This is a genomic window from Vibrio sp. 1CM8B (genome assembly GCF_023161685.1).
GTDB lineage: Bacteria > Pseudomonadota > Gammaproteobacteria > Enterobacterales > Vibrionaceae > Vibrio > Vibrio coralliirubri.
Genome location: NZ_JALNTU010000005.1, coordinates 333,326 through 359,037, shown reverse-complemented (window position 1 = coordinate 359,037; position 25,712 = coordinate 333,326). Strand labels below are relative to the sequence as shown.

Sequence of the window (25,712 nt, the reverse complement as noted above, 5' to 3'; positions counted from 1 at the left end):
TAACTAATGCGAGCTGTTTAATGTTAAAGCTGTCAGACCTATGTAAAGGCTATGTCGATGGGGGGGAGTTTCACCCTGTTTTGCAAGGTGCTGAATTAACATTAAACCAAGGTGACCAGCTGGCATTAATGGGAGAAAGCGGTTCAGGTAAAAGTACGTTACTGAATCTTATCGCGGGCTTAGACCTAGCGGATTCAGGTGAAATTGCTTTCCCTCACTTCAATATGCACGACTCAACCGAGCGTGATCGTACCGCTTATCGCAGAAACAACATTGGCCATATTTTTCAGCAGTTCAACTTACTGCCAACGCTAAATATTGCCGATAACATCCGCTTTTGCCGTCAGTTAAAAGGCTTGCCTGAAGACAAAGGTCTCTGGAGGCAGATTCTCTCTGCTTTAGACCTTATGCCTTTACTTGGCCGTTACCCTGAAGAAGCGTCTGGTGGCCAACAACAACGTGCGGCAATAGCGCGTGCGCTGTATATGGAACCAAAAATCTTGTTGGCCGATGAGCCGACCGGAAGTTTAGATGAGCGTAATGCAGAAGCGGTAATGCGTTTGCTGACCTCTTTGGCTCGTCAATTAGAATGTACGTTGCTGTTGGTAACGCACAGTGAAAAAGTAGCTCTGCATATGGATGGCAGGATCCGTCTACAAGGAGGGCAACTGCATGTTATGGCCCGTAGTTAAGGCGCTACTCGGTCACTATCGACGTTACCCACTGCAGATTATTTTGGTATGGCTTGGTTTAACCCTCGGCGTATCACTTTTGGTTGGTGTTACTGCTATCAACCAACACGCCAAGCAAAGCTACGCGCATGGCGAAAAACTCTTTTCGAATCCTCTCCCTTACCGTATTCGACCAAAACACAACGCCAATAAAATCCCGCAAGGCTTTTATATCCACCTTCGCCGTGAAGGCTTTCAACAGTGTTCTCCTCTTGATCACCATCGTATCACTGATGAAAATGGCGCAAACTTCATGCTTGTCGGCATAGACCCTGTTTCTATGCTTCAGCTACAACCTGGTATTGCGTTAAAAGATCTCACCGCTTTGAATCTCATGAAGCCACCATATCCAATTCTTGTCAGTGATGATCTTGCTGAACACATGGAATGGCACAACGGTGATTACATCCCTTTGATGGATGGTTCTGAGCTTGGCCCTGTGGTTGTTGATCAAAATAACCTGATTAATGGTACAAGGCTGATTGCGGATATATCCTTGCTTAGGATGCTTAAACGCAGTGCGGGGCTTTCTGTAATTGCGTGTTCAGACATGTCCACTGAGAAGTTTGAACGTCTCAAAAACATGCTACCTAATGGTTTGACGATCTCTCGTAGCTCTAAGGCAGAGCTTGAGTCGCTAACCAGTGCGTTCCACTTAAACCTAAAAGCGATGGGTATGCTGTCGTTTGTGGTTGGCTTATTCATTTTCTATCAAGCGATGTCGTTGTCATTTATTCAGCGCCAACCGTTAGTCGGAATCTTAAGACAAACAGGTGTATCTGGCTGGCAGCTGGCTAAAGCGCTGTGCTTAGAATTGCTGATATTGGTCGTACTGAGCTGGATCTGCGGTAATGTATTTGGGGTCATGTTAGCCAACCAATTATTACCAGCGGTATCTTCAAGCTTAGGCGACTTATACGACGCCAACGTTGGCTTAACGATCGACTGGAATTGGCGATGGAGCGGCTACAGCTTATTGATGGCGTTACTTGGTGCGTTCTTAGCGTGTGCTTGGCCATTGGTGCGTTTGCTTAGATCACAACCGATTCGTTTGACTTCTCGCTTATCTTTGATGCGCTTTGCGGGTACTGAGTTTACTTGGCAAGCATTGATTGGCTGTGGTTTCTTGGTTGCCGCTGTCGCTGTGTATCAAGCCCCTCAGACTCAAGAAACGGGTTTTGCGATTATCGCGCTAATGCTGATCAGTGTGGCTCTATTTACCCCGTTTTTGATGTGGAAGTTATTTAACGGCCTCTCTTATTCATTGCGCTGGGTTCGTGCTCGCTGGTTCTTTGCTGATGCAGCGTCAAGTATGAGTTACCGTGGCGTAGCGACCATGGCCTTTATGTTGGCCTTAACAGCCAATATTGGTGTAGAAACCATGGTGGGCAGCTTTAGAGATACCACTGATAAATGGCTAACGCAGCGTTTGGCTGCCGATCTTTATATCTACCCAACCAACAATGCCGCTGCTCGTATGAGTAATTGGTTATCTGACCAACCTGAAGTGGATTCGGTTTGGTGGCGTTGGGAGAAAGATGTTGCGTCTCCAGTTGGTAGCATTCAGGTGGTCAGTACAGGTCCTTCTGAAGGTGAGCTAGAAGCGCTGACAATTAAATTAGGTATTCCGAATTACTGGTATCACTTGCATCACTCTAAAGGTGTGTTGATCAGTGAATCGATGTCTCTCAAGCTGGGGATTCGCCCTGGCGATTACATCGACCTCTATGACAGTCTCGGCTCTGGTTGGCAGGTTGTCGGTGTTTATTACGATTATGGTAACCCTTACCATCAAGTCATGATGTCGCATCGAAACTGGCTGTATGGGTTTGCAGGGCGGGGTAATGTCGGACTTGGCGTAATACTCAAAGACGATGTGAATTCATTAGGGCTTCGCAGTCGATTGGAAAGCGTATTTAGACTTGGTTCTGAGCGTGTGTTCGATAACAACAATATTCACAGTCAAGCAATGCGGGTGTTCGATAGGACGTTCGCGATTGCAGATACACTAGGGAACATCACCTTGGTTATCGCCGTCTTCGGTATCTTCTTCGCGACGGTTGCGGGAGAAGTGTCTCGCCAAAGGCATATTTCCTTGCAGCGCTGTTTGGGTGTCTCGGCGAAAGAGCTGATCCTGACAGGTAGTTTGCAGTTGTTTGTGTTTGGGCTTATTTCCTCCTTAATTGCGATTCCGCTCGGATTGGCGTTAGCGAGCCTAATTGTTGATATCGTGATAAAGCAGTCTTTTGGGTGGTCACTCGAGTTACAAGTGATTCCTTGGGACTATTTGCAGACATTTGCATGGGCCATGGCAGCATTGATGCTAGCTGGTGCTTTACCAGTGATGAGAATGATTCGGAACACTCCGATGAAGTCACTGAGGGATGCGCTTTAGTATGTTTTTACGGAATACTTCAACTAAGTTAAGACAACGAATTCTGTCTTCTCTGCTATTAATCAGTTTCTTCGGCATCTTTTTAAGTGTTTGGGGTTATTACTCCTATTTCATCGATCCTGGTGAAAAGGGCGTGAATGAAGTTAACTCAATATTGGTCAATGAACACTTCAATGTGTTCGAACCTGTTTTGCCAGACCGTAATGTTTCGCTACCACAAGATTTTAAGTTCCACCCAGAGTTTCAGCACGAGTGGTGGCATTACTTTGCATCTTTGAAAGGTGATGATGGTAAAGACTATTCGGTCCAGTGGAGCTTTTTCCGTATCGCAACGGACGAACGTGAAACACCAGGGTGGCAAAGCCCTCAAGTCTATATCTCAAATGTAGTGGTCTCTTCTAAGTCCAAAGTATGGAAAGAACAGCGCATGGCTCGTGGCGGCATTGGCCAAGCGGGAATGACTAATCGTCCATTCAGGCTTTGGATTGATAACTGGAACTGGCGTGCACTCGGCAACACCCCATTCCCAGGACGCCTTCAAGTGCAAACAGACACGTTTGGACTTGAACTCGACACCATTGCAAAAGGGCCCTATGTGCTCAACGGCGATAACGGTTATCAGAAAAAGCACGACTTATTACCTGTCGCGTCTTATAACTTCAGCGCTCCATTTTTATCGTTGAGTGGTGTGTTGAACCTAGACGGCGTTACCAAGGAAGTGGAAGGCACAGCGTGGGTACATAAAGAGTGGGGCAGTGGCTTACTTGGAGTGGGCCAACAAGGTTGGGATTGGTTTGTATTTAACCTCGATGACGGCACTGCGCTGAGCATTAACCGTTATCGTCATAACCAACAACTGCCTTACGTATTCGGTACATTAGCAACACGCTCAGGCAAAGTTTACCATTTAACGGAATCCGATATTTCCATTCAACCATTGCAAAATACAACGTTGATGAATGGAAGACGGATGCCTTTGCAGTGGATCATTAACGTCCCTAAGCATGATATCAACCTCACAACGCGTATTATACGCAGGGATATGTGGCTTCCTTTTGTCATACCATATTGGGAAGGGCCGATTAAGGCGAGCGGCAGCCATGAAGCGACAGGCTTTATGCAGTTAACTGGCTACTAAAAAACACCTAAGGCTATCATTTGATAGCCTTTTTTTATGCCTGCGACTTTTAGCCCCCCCAATGAATTGTGCATACAGGTTCTATGATCTCATCTATACTTAATTCATGGAGCATAACAACATTATGGAATATACGACGTATTGTTTAGTATTTGTAGGAAAAACCGAAGTTAAACATCTGAAGAAGTGATTATCTATCAATTAAACTTGGATATAAACTCGTGGTTATTCTTTGTTATTCGTTTATTTAAATAATAAATATAAGGGCGAAATCATGACCGACGTCATCCGTGACTTCTTTAAAATGGAATCTGCTGGCGGCATCATACTAGTCATCGCTGCGGCGATCGCAATGTTTGTAGCAAACTCACCACTGAACGAAATGTACCAAGGTGTACTACATAGTTACGTTCTTGGTATGTCTGTGTCTCACTGGATTAACGATGGCTTAATGGCTGTCTTCTTCCTTCTAATCGGCTTAGAAGTTAAGCGCGAACTTTTAGAAGGCGCATTAAAGTCCAAAGAGACAGCAATCTTCCCAGCTATCGCAGCTGTGGGTGGTATGCTAGCTCCTGCACTTATTTACGTGCTATTTAACTCAAGTAACCCTGAAGCGCTTCAAGGTTGGGCTATCCCAGCTGCGACTGATATCGCATTCGCATTGGGTATCATGGCTCTTCTTGGTAACCGTGTACCGGTAAGCTTGAAGGTATTCCTGCTAGCACTGGCAATTATCGATGACCTAGGTGTTGTTGTTATCATTGCTCTGTTCTACTCAGGCGACCTATCAACGCTTGCACTTACAGTTGGCTTCATCGCGACTGGTGTGTTGTTCATGCTAAACAACAAGCATGTGACTAAGCTGAGCGTTTATCTCATTGTTGGTGCAATTCTGTGGTTCGCAGTATTGAAGTCTGGTGTTCACGCAACATTAGCAGGTGTAGTAATCGGTTTTGCTATCCCACTGAAAGGCAATAAAGGGGAGCGTTCTCCGCTGAAACACCTAGAGCATGCTCTGCACCCATACGTCGCTTTTGCAATTTTGCCAATCTTCGCATTTGCAAACGCAGGTATCTCACTAGAAGGCATCTCAATTTCAAACCTTACAGGTATGCTACCGCTTGGTATTGCTATGGGTCTATTGGTTGGTAAGCCACTGGGTATCTTCCTATTCAGCTGGGGTGCTGTGAAAACCGGCGTAGCTAAGCTTCCTGAAGGTGTGAACTTCATGAACATCTTCGCGGTATCTGTGTTGTGTGGTATTGGCTTTACGATGTCTATTTTTATCTCGTCATTGGCATTTGGTCCAACGAACGCAGATTTTGATACGCTTGCTCGATTAGGTATCCTGATGGGCTCAACGACGGCAGCTATCTTAGGTTACTTCCTGCTAAGTATTTCTCTACCGAAAACTAAGCATCAAGAAGTAAAACTATAATCGGTAGTAGGCTCGCTTAATAGGGAGCCTACTCACTGAGTAACAAGTCAACTTCTGAGTAGCAAGAAGAGTCACAGAGTCTCCCTCGACTCATGTGACGACAAAGAACAAAAAAGCCGTGATGGGCAACCCTATCACGGCTTTACTGATCTTATAACTAAGCTGCTGTTTTTCGACACTCGCTCTACGTCACACCTAGAACCACAGTGACAATGTCACGCTATTTTTCAAGCGTGGTAAATATGGTCCACTCCTCGACGATTTGTTCACTTAACCCTACCACAGTCGCTGTTACCTTACGGTTCAATGCGTGTGAAGTAGGGTCGTCGCCATCGCTTTCTAGGCGCTCTTCACCATAGCCGACAATTCGCACTCGCTCTGGTTCGATACCATTCGACAGTAACTCGTCTTGAACATTGTTTGCTCGTCTCTTTGATAGGTCTAAGTTGTACTCGTTAGAACCCACTTTACTCGCGTAGCCTTGTATTTCAATCGAGGCACTTTTGTAGGTTTCAAGAAACTCTGCCATCGTGCTGATCTGGTCTGAGAAGATCGGGTTCACTTCAAATGAGTCATGAGCAAAGAGTATTTTTAGCTGTCTGACTTCTTCCGCACGAATCGTTTCTCCACAACCATCATTGTCGACTTGTGATGTCTCAGGCGTACCTGGACAGATATCACGAGCGTTCACCACACCATCTCTATCATCGTCTTGCAGGTCTGCAATCTGTTCTGCTTCAGGTGTCTCGATATAGGCCTCTTCCTGCTGGTTTGAACAGGCAAATAAAGTCATCGTTAACACGGGAAGTAATAAGTAAGGTATTTTCATCATTAATACTCCACGGGCGTAGTCCACTCTTCTGGAATGTCGACCAGTAGAGCGTTCAATAAAGAACCTGTAGCGTTCATCACACGGTACTTAGCGTACTGCTCTGAATAGTGGGCATCTAGGTAATCTTTACGGGCTTCAAATAGTTCGTTCTCAGTGTTGAGTAAGTCAAGCAAAGTACGTTTGCCTATTCGGTATTGTTTTTCATATGCGATAACAGTTTCCGAAGCTGAGTCAACATGGTCGGATAGAAAGTTCTTTTGTTGTAACGTTAGATCCAATGCACTCCACGAGAGGCGAAGACCTTCTTCCACCTGACGATAAGCTCGATCTCTCAGATCTTTTGCTTTGTTCAGTTGGTATGCCGCAGCTTCTGAATTAGCACTGTCTGTTCCGCCGTTGTACAAGTTATATCTCATGCGAAGCATCGCGAGGGTCTCTTGACTAGAGCCTTCATCGCCACCTGCATCATCACGCCATGACTGAGATGCTTCAATAGAGAAGGTAGGGTAGTTCACGCCCTTTGACTGTTTGTATTGGAAGTGGGCTGAATCGACATCTGCGTTTGCAACTTTGATCACTGGGTGTTGGTCTAATGCATCAACAATGGCGTCCGTTAACGACAAAGGAATTTGAGAAATATCGGCTCTTGGGTAAATCAAGCCTAAAGGTTCTTGACCAACCACTCGTCTAAATTGGGTGTGTGTATCGATCAAATTATTCTGTGCGGCCAATAAGTTACCGTGAGCTTTTGCTATCCTAGCTTCAACTTGCGACACATCCGCAGTTGAACCTATTCCGGAGTTAGCCCGTTTCTTAATGTCTTTATAGATTTTTTTGTGTATTGAAAGGTTACTTTCAGACAGTGCCAGCACTTCAGTGGCCTTCACTGCATCTAGATAGATTTGGGTCACCTCCAAGGCTTTGTCTTCGGCGTCTGCGATCAATTGCAAGCGAACCGACTCAGCTTCTGCGGCGGTACGATCAATGTCGTACAGAGTCGCGGAACCATCCCACAGCAATTGAGTGAGGGAAATCGTCGCTTCCTTTCTTGTTAGATCGGTATCGGGACCGTTGTTTGGTGCAGGGTTTATACCTTCGTAACCAATACCGGCGTCAAGGTCGATACTTGGCTTGTATGCTCCTCCTGAGGCATCGTTACGTTTTCGCACGCTCACATATTCGTTGAAGATGCTTTTTATCTCTGGATTCGTTGCCAAGGTAATAGCAACAGACTGTTCCAGAGTCTGAGCGGCGAGTGGTGTTGCAGCAACTAAGCAGCATAAGATGGATAATTTAAACAATTTCAAAGTAGCTCTCCTTCTACTTTCAATGTCTCATCCGTTTCCCAACCTACGTTTATCGCTGAATTGAGAGAAGGGTATTAAACGAAGCTTAGGACATTTGCAAAAAAATGCGAAGTTTGTAGGTTTTTTTTTGAATGTAAGTCGCTATTGCTATTGACTAATTTAAAAAGCACCAGATTTACCAACTTTTAGTGAGTTGATTATCAATAGCGCCACTACTAGATTTATTGTAGGAAATAGCCACAGCGCAGGGTGGGATTGGTTCCGCGTTTGGCGTGTTCTGGGCAGAAGTGGGAATATGGATATGGGAAATATCAACCTAAGTATACTAGGCCTTGTTAGCGGGAGTGTAGTACTCGACGCTCAAGGGCAAGTTAGACGTTTGTCTCCGGGCGAACAACCAGCTGCTAGTGACGTAATTATCAGTTTTGGGACTAGTGAAGAGAGCGTGCCAAGCGTATCTGCACGTTTTGTAGATAACCAAGGCCAACAAAATGCACTAGATACTGATGATGCGATCGCTCAAGTTCAGCGTGCTATTGAAGAAGGATTTGATCCAACGGAATTAGGAGATGAGTTTGATACTGCAGCTGGTGAGCAAGGCTCTAGTTTGACCAACAGCGGTAGGATTGAACGTACCGGCGCCGAAACTCAAGCTGCCACAAATTTTGAAACTGATGGGTTTGAGTCTCAAGGTTTGTCCGAAACTCAAAGTCTTGCTCTTTTTGATATCATCGCTTTTGCGCTTATTTCAGGTGAAACTAATGTTATTGAGTTTGAGCAGGATGAACCTATTGAAACTGGGGGAGCTTTAACGAGTGAAGACCCAGACGTTACCTTTATTGTTAAAGAGGTCGCTGGGGATAATGATCTCGGTACTTTTGTTATAAACGACGATGGTACTTGGACCTTCGTGGCCAACAGTCCTTATGATGAGCTTGCGGATGGTGAGCAAATTCAAGATTCGACGACAGTACAAACCTCCGATGGAGGCGAACAAGTCATTACAGTAACGATAATTGGTACTGATGATGCGGCTGTGGCTACTGATGACTCGGGCAGTGTGACTGAGGACATTGATGTAGATGAAATCACCAATCAATTAGTGACGTCTGGTCAGATTGTGATTACAGATGTAGACAGCGACACTCCTACCTTTTTAGCTGACGGTGAGTTTAACCTCGTAGGTTCAACAAACGAATCACAGCTAGGTGTATTGAGCATCGACCCTGATGGTGCTTGGACTTACGTAGTTAACAACGATGACGTTCAGTACTTGGATGACGATGAGTTCGTTACTGAAGTTTATACTGTGACAGCAAGTGACGGTACTACGAGTGAGGTGATCATCACTATTAACGGTGCCGATGACCCATCTGATATAACCGTAGGTGAAGGTGATTCAGATACTGGTGAAGTGACTGAAGATGTGGATGTAGACCTAGAGAGCAACAACTTAATTACTTCTGGGACACTAACGATCACCGATGTCGACGATAACGATGTCGCTGCTTTTCAACCAAACGGTGTGTTTAATCCTGAAGGATCAACCAATGATACCGCGTTGGGTATGTTGACCATTACCGACGATGGTGAATGGACGTACGTTGTAGATAACGATGAAGTGCAATATCTTGATGACGATGAGTTCGTTACCGAGGTTTATACAGTTACTGCGATTGACGGAACCACAAGTGAAGTGACCATCACCATCAACGGTGCCGATGATCCGTCAGAGATTACTGTTGGTGAAGGTGATTCTGACATGGGTGAAGTGACGGAAGATGTCGATGTCGATCCTGAAAGCAATGACTTGATGGCGACAGGAACATTGACGATCACTGATGTTGATGCCAATGATGTCGCTGCTTTTGAACCCAACGGAACGTTTAATCCGGAAGGTTCGACCAATGATACCGCGTTGGGTATGTTGACCATAACCGATGATGGAGCATGGACTTACGTCGTGGACAACGATGATGTGCAATACCTTGACGACGATGAGGTCGTCACTGAGGTTTACACGGTTACTGCTATTGACGGAACCACAAGTGAAGTGACCATCACCATCAACGGTGCCGATGATCCATCCGAGATTACCGTTGGTGAAGGTGACTCTGATATGGGTGAGGTGACGGAAGATGTCGATGTCGATCCAGAAAGCAACGACTTGATGGCGACGGGAACACTGACGATTACTGATGTTGATGCTAACGATGTCGCTGCTTTTGAACCCAACGGAACGTTTAATCCAGAAGGTTCGACCAATGATACCGCGTTAGGTATGTTGACCATAACCGATGATGGCGAATGGACGTACGTTGTAGATAACGATGATGTGCAATATCTTGATGACGATGAGTTCGTTACTGAGGTTTACACAGTTACTGCGATTGACGGAACTACAAGCGAAGTGACCATCACCATCAATGGTGCCGATGATCCATCTGAGATTACCGTTGGTGAAGGTGATTCTGACCTGGGTGAGGTGACGGAAGATGTTAATGTCGATCCTGATACCAACGAACTTTCAGCGTCAGGTACTTTAACGATTACTGATGTCGACACGAGTGACATGCCCGCCTTTAAACCTAATGGTGTGTTTACCCCTATTGGGTCTACTTATGCATTTGCTTTGGGGATGTTAACGATTACTCCAGAGGGCGCATGGAGTTATGTCGTTGATAACGATGCGGTTCAATACTTGAATGATGATGACACGGTTATTGAAAGATATGTGGTAACCGCGATCGATGGTGTAGAGCATGTTATCGAGATAACAATCAATGGTGTCAATGACGCACCTGAAGCGACCAGCTTTACGGTCGTTAATGATGAGGACGCGATTATACCTATTCTCTTCGATTCTGAAGATGGCGGCATGCCAGATTATATCTCGGATATAGAAGATGACCATGACGACATTCCACTTAATATTCGAATCGAAAGTTTGCCAACCAACGGCAGCCTTTTGTATACCGATGAAAATGGCGTCACGAGAGAAATTGTGCAGTCTGATGTTGATAACGGTGAGTTGTTTGTTCCGAACAATATCAGTTTTGTAGCTGGGCCTGGAGAAATGTTTGAAATGGGCTTTAGTGGCGATCCTGAGGACATGCCAGAGCTTGTTGATGGTTTCTATAATTGGGGTGTGGAAGTTTCACCAACAGAGAGACTTATTACGCTAGATAACGGTAATACGATTACACTAACGATCGAAGATAACAATAATAAACCGTTGAAACAGTATCAAGGTGAACAACCTCATGTTGGCTTTGGTATTGGTGATACTGATGGTAGAGGTATGAACAAACAGGAGACCTTGGTCCTCGACTTTACTAATAATCCATTAGAGGTTGTTGATTTTGGTTTAGATGGGTTGGGTGGTTCATTTAACACTGATAGTAATGTTTATGTTGAAGTGCTCTATACCTTTGCTGATGGCACTACTCAGACGGAGCAATATCAAAAAGATCCAGGAGATACAGGGAATAGCCAAATTCTGTATGATTTTAGTTATTCTTCACCAGACAATCCGATTGTTGGGATGGAGCTGTCATCGACAGGGGGCAGTTGGGAGTTACGCTATGTCCAAGGTAACGAGGCGGTAACTGAAGACCCGCAGTTTGATTATGTCGCGGTCGACTCTAATGGTGCAGAAAGCGCGGTAGAGACGGTCACCATAGATATCGAAGAACCGCAGCAATATAACGTTATTAGTGCTGCGAGTAATGAACCTTTGTATGCCGAGTCAGGCAACGATCTGCTTATTGGAGATAGCGGAGACAACATCTTCACTTGGCTAGACTCTGCGCTCGACAACGGTACTGATATTATTAAAGATTTCGAGCTTTATACAGGTGGTTCTGGGGATCTGATTGACCTCAATGATTTGGTCGAAGACCCTCAAGATGAGACTCAAATGGCCGAGCTACTTGATGCGATTGAGGTCTCTGTCGACGGAGAAGATATCGCGTTGTCCATTCCAATCAATGGAGGGGATGATGTCCAAACTATCGTTGTTGAGGGGATTGCGACTGAACTGGGTGGTTCGGTTGACCTAGGTAATGACCTAGCCGTGCTGGGAGAGCTGATAAAAAATGATGCTGCTTAATTAGATAATGTGAAAGGTTCTAACGCTTAACGTAAGAAAAGCCCTCGATTTCGGGGGCTTTTTTGTGTCGAGTACCCGCTAAAGAAAAGGTATCGGAACAACACACAAAAAAAAAGCCCAAACCAACGTGGTTAGGGCGGATACAAGTATAGGAGTTAATAAGGAAAATGCAGTAATTAAGAAAGCAGTGAGAAGAACAAGTTTGACGGCCTGTTAAACTTCTAAATACGCTGTTTTCTACCTAATTTATGACTCTCCATTTCTATTTCAGTTCCAAGAAAATTCATTATTTTTTTCTTTTTTTGTAAACACACAGTGATTCAATCGGTTAGTGCTGAGTTTTATTAACTGGTACGACCAATTTGTGAAAATGTGATGTTGCTTGCTTGTTAAATAAATGTACTAAGCGTATATTTCAAACAGTTGTTTAATACGAGTGATTGAAATGGCACCAAGAAGTACAACCAAAGACAAAATCTTAGATGTGGCTGAAGGCTTATTTGCTGAGCACGGTTTTAATGACACCTCTTTACGTACGATTACGAGTAAAGCGAATGTCAACTTAGCTTCAGTGAACTATCACTTTGGCGATAAGAAGACTCTGGTTCGTGCGGTACTCAATCGTTACTTAGAAGCATTTATGCCAGCACTGCAAGATGCATTAGTGAACTTAAACTTGAACGAAACGTATTCTATGAGTGACGTGTTTGAGTCGTTGAGACAGCCACTAAGAGCACTTAATGATGTTAGGCCAAATGGTACCAGCCGATTCATGTTACTTATCGGCAGAGGCTATACGGATGTACAAGGGCACTTGCGTTGGTTCATTACCACTCGTTATAGCGAAGTACTTTCTTTGTTTACGACGTCAGTAATGAAGGCGAATCCGAACCTCACTCAAGAACAGTTATTTTGGCGATTACACTTCACCCTAGGGACTTGTGTATTCACCATGGCATCAAGTCAGGCTCTGGTAGAAATTGCAGAGAATGACTATGACAGAAAGATAGATGCTAAAGCAGTGGTCGATATTCTTATTCCATATTTAGCCGCTGGCATGTCAGCAGAAGAATAAAACAATAAAAAGCGAAACATTCACAACCAATATAGTGAACAAAAGGATCTGAACTATGAGCTCTCTAAGACAAAAATGGGTAAGTGACCCAGCTTTTAAACTCTTTAAAAAAGTACTACCACCACTATCTAGCACCGAGAAAGAAGCGATGGAAGCGGGTAGCGTGTGGTGGGACGGAGAGCTGTTTTCTGGTAAACCAGATTTCACTAAGCTGCACCAATACCCAAAACCTCAGCTGACAGCAGAAGAGCAATCGTTCATGGATAATGAGCTTGAAACCTTGCTCGCTATGCTTGATGACCACCAAATTGTAAAAGAAGATCGAGACCTTCCTGAAGAGGTGTGGAACTTCTTACGTAAAGAGCGTTTCTTTTCGCTAATTATTGCGAAGGAGTATGGTGGTCGTGAATTCTCAGCACACGCCAACTCAACTATCGTAACTAAGATTGCGACGCGTAGTATCAGTACTGCGGTTTCAGTAATGGTTCCAAACTCTCTTGGTCCTGGTGAGCTGCTGTCTCACTACGGAACTCAAGACCAGAAAGACTACTGGCTGCCTCGCCTTGCTGACGGTACAGATATCCCATGTTTCGCACTAACAGGCCCAGAAGCGGGTTCCGATGCGGGTGGTATCCCTGATGTCGGTACTGTGTGTATGGGAATGCACGAAGGTAAAGAGACACTAGGTATCAAGCTTAACTGGAACAAACGCTACATTACACTAGCACCAGTAGCGACGGTACTTGGTCTGGCTTTCAAACTGCACGATCCAGAAAAGCTACTGGGTGACAAAGAAGACATCGGTATCACCTGTGCGCTAATCCCGGCTGATCACGAAGGTGTTGTGATTGGCGAACGTCATGACCCACTTGGTCTTGCATTCATGAATGGCCCAACACGCGGTCACGATGTGTTTATCCCAATGGAATGGCTAATCGGTGGCGCAGATTACGCAGGTAAAGGCTGGCGTATGCTGGTGGAATGTCTGTCTGCAGGTCGTGGTATTTCACTACCAGCACTAGGTACAGCAATGGGCCACCTAACTGCGAGAACAACTGGGGCATACGCGTATGTTCGTAAGCAGTTTGGTATGTCTATTGGTAAGTTTGAAGGTGTTGCTGAGAGTTTAGGCCGTATTGGTGGCTTAACGTATCTACTAGAAGCGACTCGTACACTGACAACTACCTCACTTGATATGAAAGAGAAGCCGGGTATCGTTACGGCTATCGCGAAATATCACATGACAGAGATGGCACGTACTATCCTTAATGATTCAATGGATATCCACTCTGGTCGTGCAATTCAAGATGGTCCAATGAACTACTTGGCTGCGCCTTACCTAGGTATTCCGGTTGCTATCACAGTAGAAGGTGCGAACATACTGACTCGTAACCTGATGATCTTTGGCCAAGGTGCGACACGTTGTCACCCATACGTGTTAAGCGAAATGGAAGCGGCAGCAAACCCAGATGAGAAGCAAGGTGCGAAAGACTTTGATAGCTTGCTGTTCAAGCATATATCTCACGCAACTAAGAATACGTTCGGCGCGTTTGGCGCAGCACTAACTGGCTCTAAGTTCATTAAAGCCGACATGAGCGGTCCAACTAAGCCTTACTACCAAGACTTAACTCGTTTGAGCCGTGCGCTTGCAGTCAGTGCGGATTTCGCAATGCTAACGCTAGGTGGTGAACTGAAACGTAAAGAGCTTATCTCAGCACGTTTAGGTGATGGTCTAAGCTACCTATACATGGCGTCTGCAGCGCTTAAGAAGTATGAAGACGAAGGTCGTCAACAAGCTGACCTAGATTACGTACACTACGCGGTTCAGCACTGTTTCCACAACGCGGCTAAATCGCTACAAGAAGCGTACAGAAACTTCCCGAACAAGATGGTTGGTAAAGTACTGAAAGGTCTAGTTTTCCCTGTCGGTAACCACTTCGAAAAACCGAGTGATAACCTAACAGTTCAACTAGCAGAAAGCTTGATGACTCCGGGCGCACACCGTGAACGTCTGACGCACCTTTGTTACATTGGCAAAGAGGAAGATGATAGTGTTGGCCTTATGGAGAATGCTTTCAATGCGATGTACAGCATCAAGCCTCTGGAGCGTAAGATCTTCAAAGCAGTGAAAGAGGGCAAAGTGGCTCGTAAAGGCTTGCTTGCGGATAAACTGGCTCAAGCACTTGCAGCTGATGTTCTGACACAAGAAGAAGTCGACCAAATTGTTGCTGCTGATAAACTACGCTATACAGCGATTCAAGTTGACCACTTCAGTCATGACTTTAGTGAAACTTTGACGCGAAAAGAGTTAAAACCTAAGCTAAATAGCGTTGCTTAGATAAAGAAATGATAAAAGGCACCTAATAAGGTGCCTTTTTTTGTTTTTGTCGTAGAAGTCGCAATAGATGCGTTAACAAATGGTGACTTAGTCAGCAAATATCAGCTGAGTGCTCCAACCACTTGCATTTTCACCACATTTTTACAGAAATTAGATGCCATTTGCGTACGAAACTTTTATCCTTAACCTGATTTTTTAAGGAAGTTGAATATGATCATCAAACCTCGAATTCGCGGATTCATCTGTACTACAACACATCCAGTCGGTTGTGAAGCTAATGTAAAAGAACAAATTGCTTACACAAAAGCTCAAGGCCCAATCGCAAACGCACCTAAACGTGTACTAGTTGTTGGCTCTTCAAGTGGCTACGGCTTGTCTTCACGTATTGCGGCTGCATTTGGTGGCGGCGCTTCAACTATCGGTGTTTTCTTTGAGAAAGCCGGTACTGAGAAAAAACCGGGCACAGCTGGTTTTTACAACTCAGCAGCGTTCGATAAGCTAGCTAAAGAAGAAGGCCTGTATTCAAAAAGCCTGAACGGCGATGCTTTCTCTAACGAAGCGAAACAGAAAACGATTGACCTGATCAAAGAAGATCTAGGCCAAATCGATATGGTTGTGTACTCACTGGCATCTCCAGTGCGTAAAATGCCAGAGACTGGCGAAGTGATTCGTTCAGCTCTAAAACCTATCGGTGAAACGTACACATCAACGGCTGTTGATACCAACAAAGACATGATCATCGAAGCAAGCGTTGAGCCTGCATCTGAAGAAGAGATCAAAGACACTGTTACTGTAATGGGCGGTGAAGATTGGGAACTTTGGATCAACACTCTATCTGAAGCGGGTGTTCTAGCTGACGGTTGTAAAACTGTTGCTTACAGCTACATCGGTACTGAACTAACGTGGCCAATCTACTGGGATGGCGCGCTAGGTAAAGCTAAGATGGATCTAGACCGTGCAGCGTCAGCGCTTAACGAGAAACTAGGCCAAACTGGCGGTACTGCAAATGTTGCTGTTCTTAAGTCTGTTGTGACTCAAGCAAGCTCTGCTATTCCTGTAATGCCTCTTTACATCGCTATGGTGTTCAAGAAGATGCGTGAAGAAGGTATTCACGAAGGTTGTATGGAACAGATCTTCCGTATGTTCAGCCAACGTCTATACAAAGAAGACGGCAGCGCAGCAGAAGTGGATGAAGTGAACCGTCTACGTCTAGATGACCTAGAACTTCGCGAAGACATTCAAGATCACTGTCGTAACCTATGGCCTCAAATCACAACCGAGAACCTAAAAGAACTGACTGACTACGTAGAGTACAAAGAAGAGTTCTTGAAGCTATTCGGTTTCGGTGTTGAAGGTGTTGATTACGAAGCTGAGGTTAACCCAGCTGTTGAATTTGATGTAGCTGACATCTAATTCAAACAATCGAATCAAAACGAAATAGGCGCTCATTGAGCGCCTATTTTTTTGCTCAAAAGTAGATGAGGGATTCGAGTGGCGAGATGCGAAGAGCTTAAGAGCAGATACGAGTGACGAGATTCTAGATGCGAAGAGATTTAAGAGCAGATACGGGATTAGGGTGGCGGGATGCGAAGAGCTTTAAGAACAGATATGGGATTCGAGGTTCGATGATCTCTAAGAATAAGTGAGAGAAAAGAAGCCATAAAAAATGCACTAATCCAAACATGAACTAGTGCATTTAAAATATCTAATCTAAAGCGCGATAACGCTGAATAAGCTAGCTAATTATGATGATGAAAGTACCTGCTAAGGTCATCAATATATTGGCTATTGCGTAAGTACCTGCGTAACCCAGAGCTGGAATGGTTGAGCGAGCGTGGTCATTAACGATGTCCATCGCTGGAGCGCAAGTTCGCGCGCCAATGATCGCACCAAACAACAGAGCTCGGTTCATCTTCAATACGTAAGCGCCAACTAAGTACGCGAAGAATACTGGCAAGACACTGACGACCAGAGCGATACCAATGACCTGCGGACCAACTTGAGTTAAGTGCTCAAATATCTTACCACCGGCGCTTAAGCCGATACCGACCATAAAGAACATCAAACCGAGGTCTTTGACCATGTTCAGCGCTCCTTGAGGTACATAACCGAAAGTAGGGTGGTTCGCCCGTAGGAAACCAAGCATGATGCCTGACAGAAGTAGACCAACCGCGTTACCGAGTCCAAACGACACCTGACCGAATGTCATGGTGATCAACCCAAACAAAATACCCAAAATGAAGAAGCTACAGAAGGCCATCAAATCCGCCATTTGGCTGTGGATTGAGATGAAACCAATTTTCTCTGCTAGGCCATGCACACGACTCTTTTCGCCACTCACCTGCAGTACATCACCCTTAGAAAGTACGATGTTTAAGTCCATCGGCATCTCTATTTGAGCACGCACTACGCGGTTAAGGAAACAGCCATATTCAGACAGGTTTAAGTCTGAAAGGCGCTTACCTGCGATGCTGTCACTTTTAACGACGATCTCTTCTTCCACGATACGCAGGTCGAGAAGGTTACGGTCGAAAACCTCTTTACCGTTACGGAAGCTTGGGTCTAGACGAGCGTGGCTGTCTGGGAAACCAACCAATGCGATCTCATCACCTTCTTGCAGAATTGCATCACCATCTGGGTGGGCAAGAATACCATTACGTCGAATACGCTCGATGTAACAGCCTGTTTGGCGATAGATGCCTAGTTCACGCAGGTTCTTACCGTCAGTCCAAGAGATAAGCTCTGGACCCACTCGATAAGCACGAATAATGGGTAGGTAAACCTTACGCTGACCTGAAGCGCCTAAACCACGCTCTTGGGCGATTTGCTCTGCCGAGTCGTGTAGGTTCACTTTTTGAAGCTTTGGAATCAAGCGGGCAAACATAATCATACTGATTAAGCCAACCAAGTAAGCCATAGCGTAACCCACTGATAGGTTTTCGATAATCAGGCTCAAATCCATATTTCTTGGTAATTCTGCAAGCCCAGAATTCAGAGCATCTTGAGCACCTACCAATATCGGCGTTGCTGTTAAGGCACCAGCCATCATACCAGCGGATAAACCAAAGCCTAGCCCAAGGTAGTGGCTACTGAAATAGGTTAAAGCAATTGCGGTAGAGAGAACCACAAGGCTCAGAATGAGGTAGTGCTTACCATCTCTGAAGAAGATACCGAAGAAGTTTGGTCCAGCTTCAATGCCAACACAGTAGATGAACAGCATGAAACCAATGGTGAGCGCATCTGCGTTAAAAGAAAAGCCAAGATGTCCCATGATAAGGGAAGTAATCAAAACACCGATTGAATTACCAAGTTGGAGGCTACCGAAACGAATTTTACCAATGGCTAATCCAATCGATAAAACAACAAAGATGAGGAGAATGGGGTTTTGTTCTAACAGAAAAACAACGTCGATATTCACGGTGGTCGCTCAATAATTGGCGTGGAACACAGGGTAAGTTTGAGATGTGAATTGTATCTAAATATAAATAAATTATAAGCAATATTTTGCTAATTTACTTGATTTTGACCTTATTCTTATTCCGTATGAAAACTGGTCATAAAAAAAGCCTGCTACAGTGAGCGGGCTTTCTATAAATCGTACAGTCTAACGCCTAAATGGGTCAGCTGTTTAAGGCTTTAGCCTTGATTCTCGTTTGAGAAATCTTAGCTTAGTCGAAAAGACCTAGGTTTTCTTTTGCGTATGCTTCAAATTCTGTGCAGCCGCCGATGTGGTCTTGGTCGATGAAGATTTGTGGCACTGTGTCTACAGGCTTACCAACAGTCTTCTCTAGATCAGCTTTGCTGATACCTTCAGCGTGGATGTCAACGTAACGGTAGTTGAAGTCATCGCGTTTAGCTTTAAGAGTTTCAGCATGCTCTTTTGCACGAACACAGAATGGGCAAGCAGGGCGACCAAAAATAACTACAAACATTTAATTTCTCCTAAATACGGGATGAGGCTCGTTAACTCGATTATGTTAACTATTCTTTAGTGAATGCCACTCAAAATTTCTTAAAACCAACTATGCCTCAATGCCATGGGGAAATAAAGATGGAATTACCTCTTAATACAATAGGTTTTGTCTATCAGAGCAAATAATGGTCACAAAAAGGATCCATGCTGATTTCTGATGGGTATTCAGATTGATTACCCTTAATTTAAGAGTGTGAATTACCCCTAAGAATACGACATTAATCCATCTTTAATGCGACAAGTTGCACCTCGTCAAAAAAAGCGCATACAGAACGAGGCATCTTAATACTGATGCACGATATAAAGGCTAAATTCCAATAACCAAGAGTTCGCAGTTTTGTTCGGTCATAGGCGCAGGAGGCACCATGTTTCAATTTATGACATCTACAAAGATCATCTTTGGTGATGGAGCACTTTCCGCTTCATTGTCTCTCTTTAATCAATACGGCTACAGCGTGTTATTGGTTACAGGCAATACATTAGAGCGCACTTCAATTGTTACTGATTATCTGGATGCGCAGAGTATGCGTTATCAGCACATCGCCGTTTCCGGTGAACCTAATATTAAAATGGTTGAAGAGGCGGCTATTTCTGCACGTCGATTTAAGCCAGACATGGTTGTCGCCATGGGGGGCGGTAGCGCCATCGATATGGGAAAGGCGTTAGCTGCGGTTTTACCTAATCAAGGCAATTTATATGACTATGTTGAAGTGGTCGGGCGTAATGTTCCTCTTAAAACCAAACCACTTCCGTTTATCGCAATTCCAACCACAGCGAGTACCGGCGCAGAGGTGACTAAAAACGCGGTGCTGAAATCAGGCCAAGACCAAGTAAAAATCAGCCTTAGAAGCCCAGATATGCTGGCCGACGTGGCGATTGTCGACCCAACCCTAACTCATGGAACTAATCTTTATCTATCTGGACGAGGTGCGATGGATGCCTTTACTCATCTAATGGAAGCCTACGTGTGTGGTGAGCCGAATCCGCTAACCGATATGATTTGTGAAGAAGGGCTGAGTAAGTTGAGTGGTTCTGTGGTTAAAGCGTGTGTTTATGATGAGCCTCAAGCGCGTTCTGATCTTGCTTTCGCTTCTATGCTCGGTGGAATGGCGATAACTAATGCCAAGCTTGGCGCAGCCCACGGTTTAGCCTCCGCACTAGGAGGTAAGATTTGTGCGCCTCATAGTGTGATTACCGCGCGTTTAGCGCCGTTTGTGATGTTGGAGAACATAGCCGTTGCAAAAGAGCAGCAAAGAAGCGACATCCTAGCGCGTTATCAGCGAATCGCTCAGATAGTAACAGGTAACGTAGAACCAGTAGAAGAAGACGCAATTTCTTGGTTATCTGAAGTGCTAGATACGCTTAAGTTACCCAACTTGCTGGAATTTGGTGTCTGTGAAGCCCAGTTTGATGAGGTGTCTGCCGATGCGCTCAAGTCAGTGGCGATTAAAGGGAACCCTTTGCCATTGAACCAAGAGAGGCTCGTGCATATTTTGAAGCAGGTATGCGAGAAGTGCAGTTGTGGAGAGGGGGAGTATGAGGAAACTTTAATGAATCAAATTGATCATGAACCTGCTGTCGAGTCGAGTTTTACCATTATCAATTCTTATGCGTCCGAAAACAGCGTGGTTGAGAAGGGCAATAGCTGGACTATCTAGCGGTCTTAAACTCGTTCGTTGTATAAGTCATTTTATACAGACAAATAAAAACGGAGCGCTAGGCTCCGTTTTTTATTTCGCTTGTTCTCTGGTCATCTGTTTTTAGTTCATGACTAAGCAGATTAGAACTGAGAGTACTTCTCGTAACGTGAATCACGAAGTGATTCTTTGACGCGCTTTAGGTTCTCTCTGAAACCAGAACCACGACGTAGCGTAAAGCCTGTCGCTAGCACATCGATAACCGTCATTTGAACAACGCGACTTGCCATTGGCATGTAAACGTCAGTGTCTTCTGGAACATCCAGAGAAATAGACAACGAGCTCGCTTTATCCAGTGGAGAATCTTTTGCTGTGATAGCAATCACTGTCGCACCGTTTTCACGCGCTAAGTTTGCAATCTCAACTTGGCTTTTAGTGCGGCCAGTATGAGAGATAAGAACAATAACGTCGTTATCACTGCAGTTAATGCAGCTCATTCGTTGCATCACGATGTCTTCGAAACACGTGATTGGGATATTAAAACGAATGAACTTGTTTTGAGCATCTTTGGCGACAGCAGAAGAGGCACCCAGTCCGAAGAATGAAATGCGTTTTGCTTGAGTCAACAAGTCAACCGCACGGTTTACTTGCATCGCATCTAAACTGTTTTTAGCAACGTCTAGACAAGCCATAGTTGATTCGAAAATCTTATGCGTATAAGCATCTGGACCATCATCTTCTTCAACATTACGGTTCACGTAAGGTGTACCGTTCGCCAAGCTTTGAGCTAGGTGAAGTTTGAAGTCAGGGAAGCCCTTTGTGTCTAATCGACGACAGAAGCGGTTAACTGTAGGCTCACTCACGTCAGCCATTTTAGCTAAAGTAGCAATGCTAGAATGAATTGCAGTTTGAGGGGAAGCCATAATTACTTCGGCTACCTTGCGCTCAGACTTGCTGAAATTTTCCAGATTTTTTTGTATTTTTTCTAATGTATTCATAGTGTTCACAAGGGTATAGAGAACAACTTGCTAGTTAATATCTTTTACCAGGGGGTATGGCTGAAGCAAATATCAGTAAACACAAAGCCAAATGTATATTCGGTATCGTAAATACTGCTGCGTCAAATAGATATCAAGCTAACTAGCACCATAGAGTCAGTATAAACCCAACATACTATTTACTAATACAAAAACAGGGCATGAATGCTTAAGAATATGACAAACCTCAACAAAATTTTAGAAAACTACAGAATTGGAAGAGAGTTTGAGCAAAAAGAATGCAAAATGAGTATGAACTGACAGCTTAGTTACATCAAAAAGAAAGAAATTTTCAATTTGATGCAACTAAAATTGAATGACTATGCGTTGATTTGCGTAACCAGTTTGTTGATTTTGCCCATCAAGTTTGGTGCTAGTTTAGAGATCTCACGTTGTTCCTCAAGCACTGACGAAAGAATGTCATTGCCTGTTAGTGGGTTTGCTAACACCACGCGGAAAACGATGATTGGCTGATGTACCCATGCTTCAGGGTTTAAGCGTGTACGTGACACGAAAGACTTACCTGTTTCACGCTGCTTCTTCTGGATAAACTTAGTCAGTTCATTGAGCAACTCATTCACTTCGACACGATGTTCAGGCTCAGCTTTAAGCAGTGCAGCTTTGACTGATTCAGGTACGTAGCGATAAGTCAGTAGGCAAAGCTCAGGTTCTGAAACCAGTTCGAAGTCGCTTTGATCTTTAATTAGGTCGGCAAAGTAGCGCGCTTTGTTGATGCTTTGGTCGATCAGCAGTTCATAACCTGGGCGGCTAATGATGTGCATTGCGGCGTAAACCAGCATTGCCATACCTGAACGAGAACCTTCTAACGTATGGCTACCTAAATCTTTTGAGCCTTTACGAAGAATGTATTGAGCATGATGTTCAATCGCTGTCATCGCATCTGGCTTCTTAAACAGAACCATGCCCGCACCCATTGGGATATAAAGCTGTTTATGCGCATCAATCGTGACTGAATCCGCCAGTTCAATACCATCAAGCAGGTGACGATGATTGTTGGACATTAGAGTCGCACCGCCCCAAGCAGCATCAACGTGGAAATGACAATCGGATTCGGCACACACCTCAGCAATGTCTCTTAGCGGGTCGATATTACCGGTTTCGGTTGTACCAGCCACACCAATGACAGCGAAAGGTTTGATCTTGTTCTGCTTGAGTTGCTCAATCTTGAGTCTTAGATCATCAGTACAAATACGATTGTCATTATCTGTTTTAACAGACACTAGACCTTCTTGACCAATACCAAGGACATCCGCGGCTTTTTTCAGAGAGTAGTGACCACGTTCAGAGACTAAGATGGCAAGCCCTTCGTAGTCGTAGTGCTTCATGGCTTTAAACAAGCCCTCTTTTTCCACACCTTTGAACGAACCTTGTGCTTTTAGTGCGTTGTTACGTGCAACCCAAAGCGCCGTAATGTTCGCGATGGTACCGCCAGAACAAAACGCACCTAAAGAGTGGTTTGCGCTGTGCATCCAACGAGAATAAAACTGGTCACTATCTTGATAAATCAGGCGATGTAACATGCCCAGAACTTGACGTTCTAGGGGAGTGAAAGCTTTTGAGGTCTCGATTTTTACTAGATTCTGATTCAACGCAATCATGATTTTTGAAAGCGGCATCAGGAAGTACGGCAACGCAGAGGTCATGTGGCCAATAAAACTTGGCGAAGACGTGTGAACCGAATGAGACACAAGAGAATCGAGGAGATGCTCAGTATGTTCAGAAACAAACTCAGGCTGCTCTGGGATATGAGCATTTGAAAAATCTTTCTCAATTTCACGCAGCGGCTTTTCTTCAGCCACAATATGTTCACGTAAGAATTGATTCAGGTTTCGTGAAAGTTTGTCTTCAATTTGAGTGAGTGTTGAATCTGGGCCTTCAGGTACCGTGAAGATACGTAGAAGACTGTCGAAGCTAACATCTGCTGTTTTTTGTTCCGTAACCATAGCAAGCGAGTTATTTTTCTAATATTGACGCGAGCGGGACAATCTAAACGAAAACGGGAACAATGTCCCGTCTTAATTATGAAATCCAACTTCTCAAAAAAGCATATTAAATGCGGGGTTATTTACACTTAATCGCTTCAAGTTTACTGATCGACTGGTTGTAACGCTGTAGCGCCGAGTCGATTTGCTTAGGGTGGCTAAGCAATTCTGCAAAGGCAGAACGTAGCTCGTAGTTTTGAGCGTGAGGCGTTGATTGGCGGTCGTCGAACGTTGTTTTCGCGATTTTACCAAGCTCATCATCACGTGTTGATAGCGTTTTAATGTCGTGTTGCTCAAGTTGCAACCAGCCTTCTACAGGCTGCTCTGTTGCCACTTTGCTTGAATCGTTCACAAGGTAGTAGTTAACCGCAGCACGATTCAGCTCAAAGTGGTGCTTACGACCTTCTAGGAACCACTCACTCACTTCTGTTAGCTCTGGATATTGCTCAGAGGTTAATGCAGCAAGGTCGGCATACCAATTCAAAGAAGCGTCGATGTACGCATCATATTTTTTTGCTTGGCACTGGTTTGTCTCAGACATTGAATCTGCTGCAAAAGAGAAAGTAGAAGTTGAAGCTAGCAGTAATGCGACGCAAAGGCGTTTCATAGTAGTTCCTTTTGTAAGTTTATTCTTTTTATAACTTTGTCGTTACAGGTTACCGTGATCGTTATTTGTTGAGCAATGACACTTAGTGTCTTTTTATTTCGGTAACTGTATCGGTGTCTGGGCATTGGTATTCGAGTTGCATTCTAATCTAAAACAAACGCTATTCCTGCGATCTAGTTAGCAAGAGATACAAAGAACAACATCAATATCGGAACAAGCAAACTGAGGATAAAGCCACTGACGATAGCGATAGGCACACATCGAACGCCGCCTGTTGTTTGAATGACCGGTAGGGTGAAGTCCATCGCAGTCGCACCAGCATAACCAATGGAAGTGCATGGATAACTGCGAATCAGCACTGGAATCAGTACCAAGGCAACTAACTCTCTTAACAGTTCAAGCATGAAAGAAGCGCCACCATAGACAGGGCCAAAGGCGTCACCCATTAAGATACCAGCCAGAGAGTACCAACCAAATCCAGAAGACATTGCCAAGGCCTTGAACAGAGGGATATCTAGGATGTAAGCCGCGATTACACCACCTAACATTGAGGTGATGATAATGGTGATTGCGATAACCATGCCGTGCTTGTTGAGTAAGATCTGACGAAGTGTGAGCCCGCTATTACGCAGCTGAATGCCGATAAAGAACAGAAGAACAAACAGAATCCATTCGCTTGCGGTATCAACCCAATCAAGGCCAATAGGCAGCACTAAGCCAGCGATTAGCCCTGAACCCACCACTAAGATGAGTTTGGCAGATTCCATCGCCATAGAAGAGAGGGGAAGCTTCTTCTTACTACTGTCGGTTTTGAGTGGTAGTAGCTTATCAATAGCGGGCAGTGCCATTAAGTTACAAACGCTTAAGCAGACAAAGAAAGTGACGGTATATAGAAGGATTGTCTGCAGATTACTGCCTAGGTTATCGAGGGCGGCTAAGCTTAGTCCCATCAACGCCAGAATCACGTAGATCAACCGCGATGTTGAGCGGTTGATAAATTCTAATGTCTGAGCGTTCGAAATAGAAAAAAGATACCCCACGACGAGTGGCGCAAATATAAAGATCATCCCTGTAAACATGCTTTCCCCAT

Annotated in this window: 17 protein-coding genes; 9 read left to right on the top strand and 8 right to left on the bottom strand. The window is 44.6% G+C overall.

Annotated elements, in window-relative coordinates; genetic code table 11:
• Positions 1–20 precede the first annotated feature (20 nt).
• The 4 genes from MSG36_RS13000 (at position 21) to nhaA (ending at position 5,702) form a co-directional block, all read left to right on the top strand.
• A complete protein-coding gene (locus MSG36_RS13000) occupies positions 21–692 on the top strand; it encodes an ABC transporter ATP-binding protein (RefSeq protein WP_017060385.1) in 672 nt (223 codons plus the stop codon).
• Positions 673–3,126 (top strand): ABC transporter permease, encoded by a 2,454-nt coding sequence (locus tag MSG36_RS12995; protein ID WP_248368217.1) that lies wholly within the window; start codon positions 673–675, stop codon positions 3,124–3,126. The genes MSG36_RS13000 and MSG36_RS12995 overlap by 20 nt, the downstream gene beginning before the upstream one ends.
• On the top strand, positions 3,116–4,264 hold the full coding sequence (locus MSG36_RS12990; RefSeq protein ID WP_248368216.1) for a lipocalin-like domain-containing protein: 1,149 nt from the start codon (positions 3,116–3,118) through the stop codon (positions 4,262–4,264). Before MSG36_RS12995 ends, MSG36_RS12990 begins: the two co-directional genes overlap by 11 nt.
• A 274-nt stretch (positions 4,265–4,538) precedes the next feature.
• On the top strand, positions 4,539–5,702 hold the full coding sequence (gene nhaA / locus MSG36_RS12985) for a Na+/H+ antiporter NhaA (protein WP_048609224.1): 1,164 nt from the start codon (positions 4,539–4,541) through the stop codon (positions 5,700–5,702).
• 220 nt (positions 5,703–5,922) lie between these two features.
• Here the strand turns inward: nhaA and MSG36_RS12980 are convergent, their stop codons facing one another.
• Complete coding sequence (locus MSG36_RS12980; protein ID WP_248368215.1) at positions 5,923–6,534, bottom strand: OmpA family protein; 612 nt, start codon at positions 6,532–6,534, stop codon at positions 5,923–5,925.
• On the bottom strand, positions 6,534–7,841 hold the full coding sequence (locus MSG36_RS12975; protein WP_048609222.1) for a TolC family outer membrane protein: 1,308 nt from the start codon (positions 7,839–7,841) through the stop codon (positions 6,534–6,536). The genes MSG36_RS12980 and MSG36_RS12975 overlap by 1 nt, the downstream gene beginning before the upstream one ends.
• 301 nt (positions 7,842–8,142) lie before the next feature.
• On the opposite strand from MSG36_RS12975, the gene MSG36_RS12970 reads away from it, so the two are divergent.
• The 4 genes from MSG36_RS12970 to fabV all read left to right on the top strand — a co-directional run bounded on the left by MSG36_RS12970 (position 8,143) and on the right by fabV (position 16,778).
• A complete protein-coding gene (locus MSG36_RS12970; protein ID WP_248368359.1) occupies positions 8,143–11,952 on the top strand; it encodes a VCBS domain-containing protein in 3,810 nt (1,269 codons plus the stop codon).
• Positions 11,953–12,397: 445 nt separating this feature from the next.
• Entirely contained in the window at positions 12,398–13,027 is a 630-nt protein-coding gene (locus MSG36_RS12965) for a TetR/AcrR family transcriptional regulator (protein WP_017065403.1), read from the top strand.
• 55 nt (positions 13,028–13,082) lie between these two features.
• Positions 13,083–15,365: an acyl-CoA dehydrogenase gene (locus MSG36_RS12960; RefSeq protein WP_193842244.1), complete on the top strand. Its 2,283-nt coding sequence runs from the start codon at positions 13,083–13,085 to the stop codon at positions 15,363–15,365.
• 210 nt (positions 15,366–15,575) lie between these two features.
• Positions 15,576–16,778: an enoyl-ACP reductase FabV gene (fabV, locus tag MSG36_RS12955; RefSeq protein WP_248368214.1), complete on the top strand. Its 1,203-nt coding sequence runs from the start codon at positions 15,576–15,578 to the stop codon at positions 16,776–16,778.
• A 322-nt stretch (positions 16,779–17,100) separates the two neighbouring features.
• On the opposite strand, the gene MSG36_RS12950 is transcribed toward fabV, so the two are convergent.
• Positions 17,101–18,783, bottom strand: coding sequence for an aspartate:alanine antiporter (locus MSG36_RS12950; protein WP_017060395.1), 1,683 nt, complete (start codon positions 18,781–18,783; stop codon positions 17,101–17,103).
• A gap of 250 nt (positions 18,784–19,033) precedes the next feature.
• Positions 19,034–19,297 carry a GrxA family glutaredoxin gene (locus MSG36_RS12945; protein ID WP_009847069.1) on the bottom strand — a complete coding sequence of 88 codons (264 nt, stop codon included), beginning with the start codon at positions 19,295–19,297 and terminating at the stop codon, positions 19,034–19,036.
• Between the two features lie 406 nt (positions 19,298–19,703).
• On the opposite strand from MSG36_RS12945, the gene MSG36_RS12940 reads away from it, so the two are divergent.
• Positions 19,704–20,996, top strand: a complete 1,293-nt coding sequence (locus MSG36_RS12940; protein WP_248368212.1) for an iron-containing alcohol dehydrogenase — start codon at positions 19,704–19,706, stop codon at positions 20,994–20,996.
• Positions 20,997–21,118: 122 nt separating this feature from the next.
• On the opposite strand, the gene MSG36_RS12935 is transcribed toward MSG36_RS12940, so the two are convergent.
• The 4 genes from MSG36_RS12935 to MSG36_RS12920 all read right to left on the bottom strand — a co-directional run bounded on the left by MSG36_RS12935 (position 21,119) and on the right by MSG36_RS12920 (position 25,701).
• Entirely contained in the window at positions 21,119–21,973 is an 855-nt protein-coding gene (locus MSG36_RS12935) for a MurR/RpiR family transcriptional regulator (protein ID WP_004734686.1), read from the bottom strand.
• A gap of 359 nt (positions 21,974–22,332) precedes the next feature.
• The gene (panP, locus tag MSG36_RS12930; protein WP_248368208.1) at positions 22,333–23,976 is read right to left on the bottom strand and encodes a pyridoxal-dependent aspartate 1-decarboxylase PanP; all 1,644 of its coding nucleotides are present in this window, start codon (positions 23,974–23,976) and stop codon (positions 22,333–22,335) included.
• A 118-nt stretch (positions 23,977–24,094) separates the two neighbouring features.
• Positions 24,095–24,622 (bottom strand): hypothetical protein, encoded by a 528-nt coding sequence (locus MSG36_RS12925; RefSeq protein WP_017065407.1) that lies wholly within the window; start codon positions 24,620–24,622, stop codon positions 24,095–24,097.
• Between the two features lie 173 nt (positions 24,623–24,795).
• Positions 24,796–25,701, bottom strand: a complete 906-nt coding sequence (locus tag MSG36_RS12920) for a lysine exporter LysO family protein (protein WP_048609216.1) — start codon at positions 25,699–25,701, stop codon at positions 24,796–24,798.
• Positions 25,702–25,712: the final 11 nt, after the last annotated feature.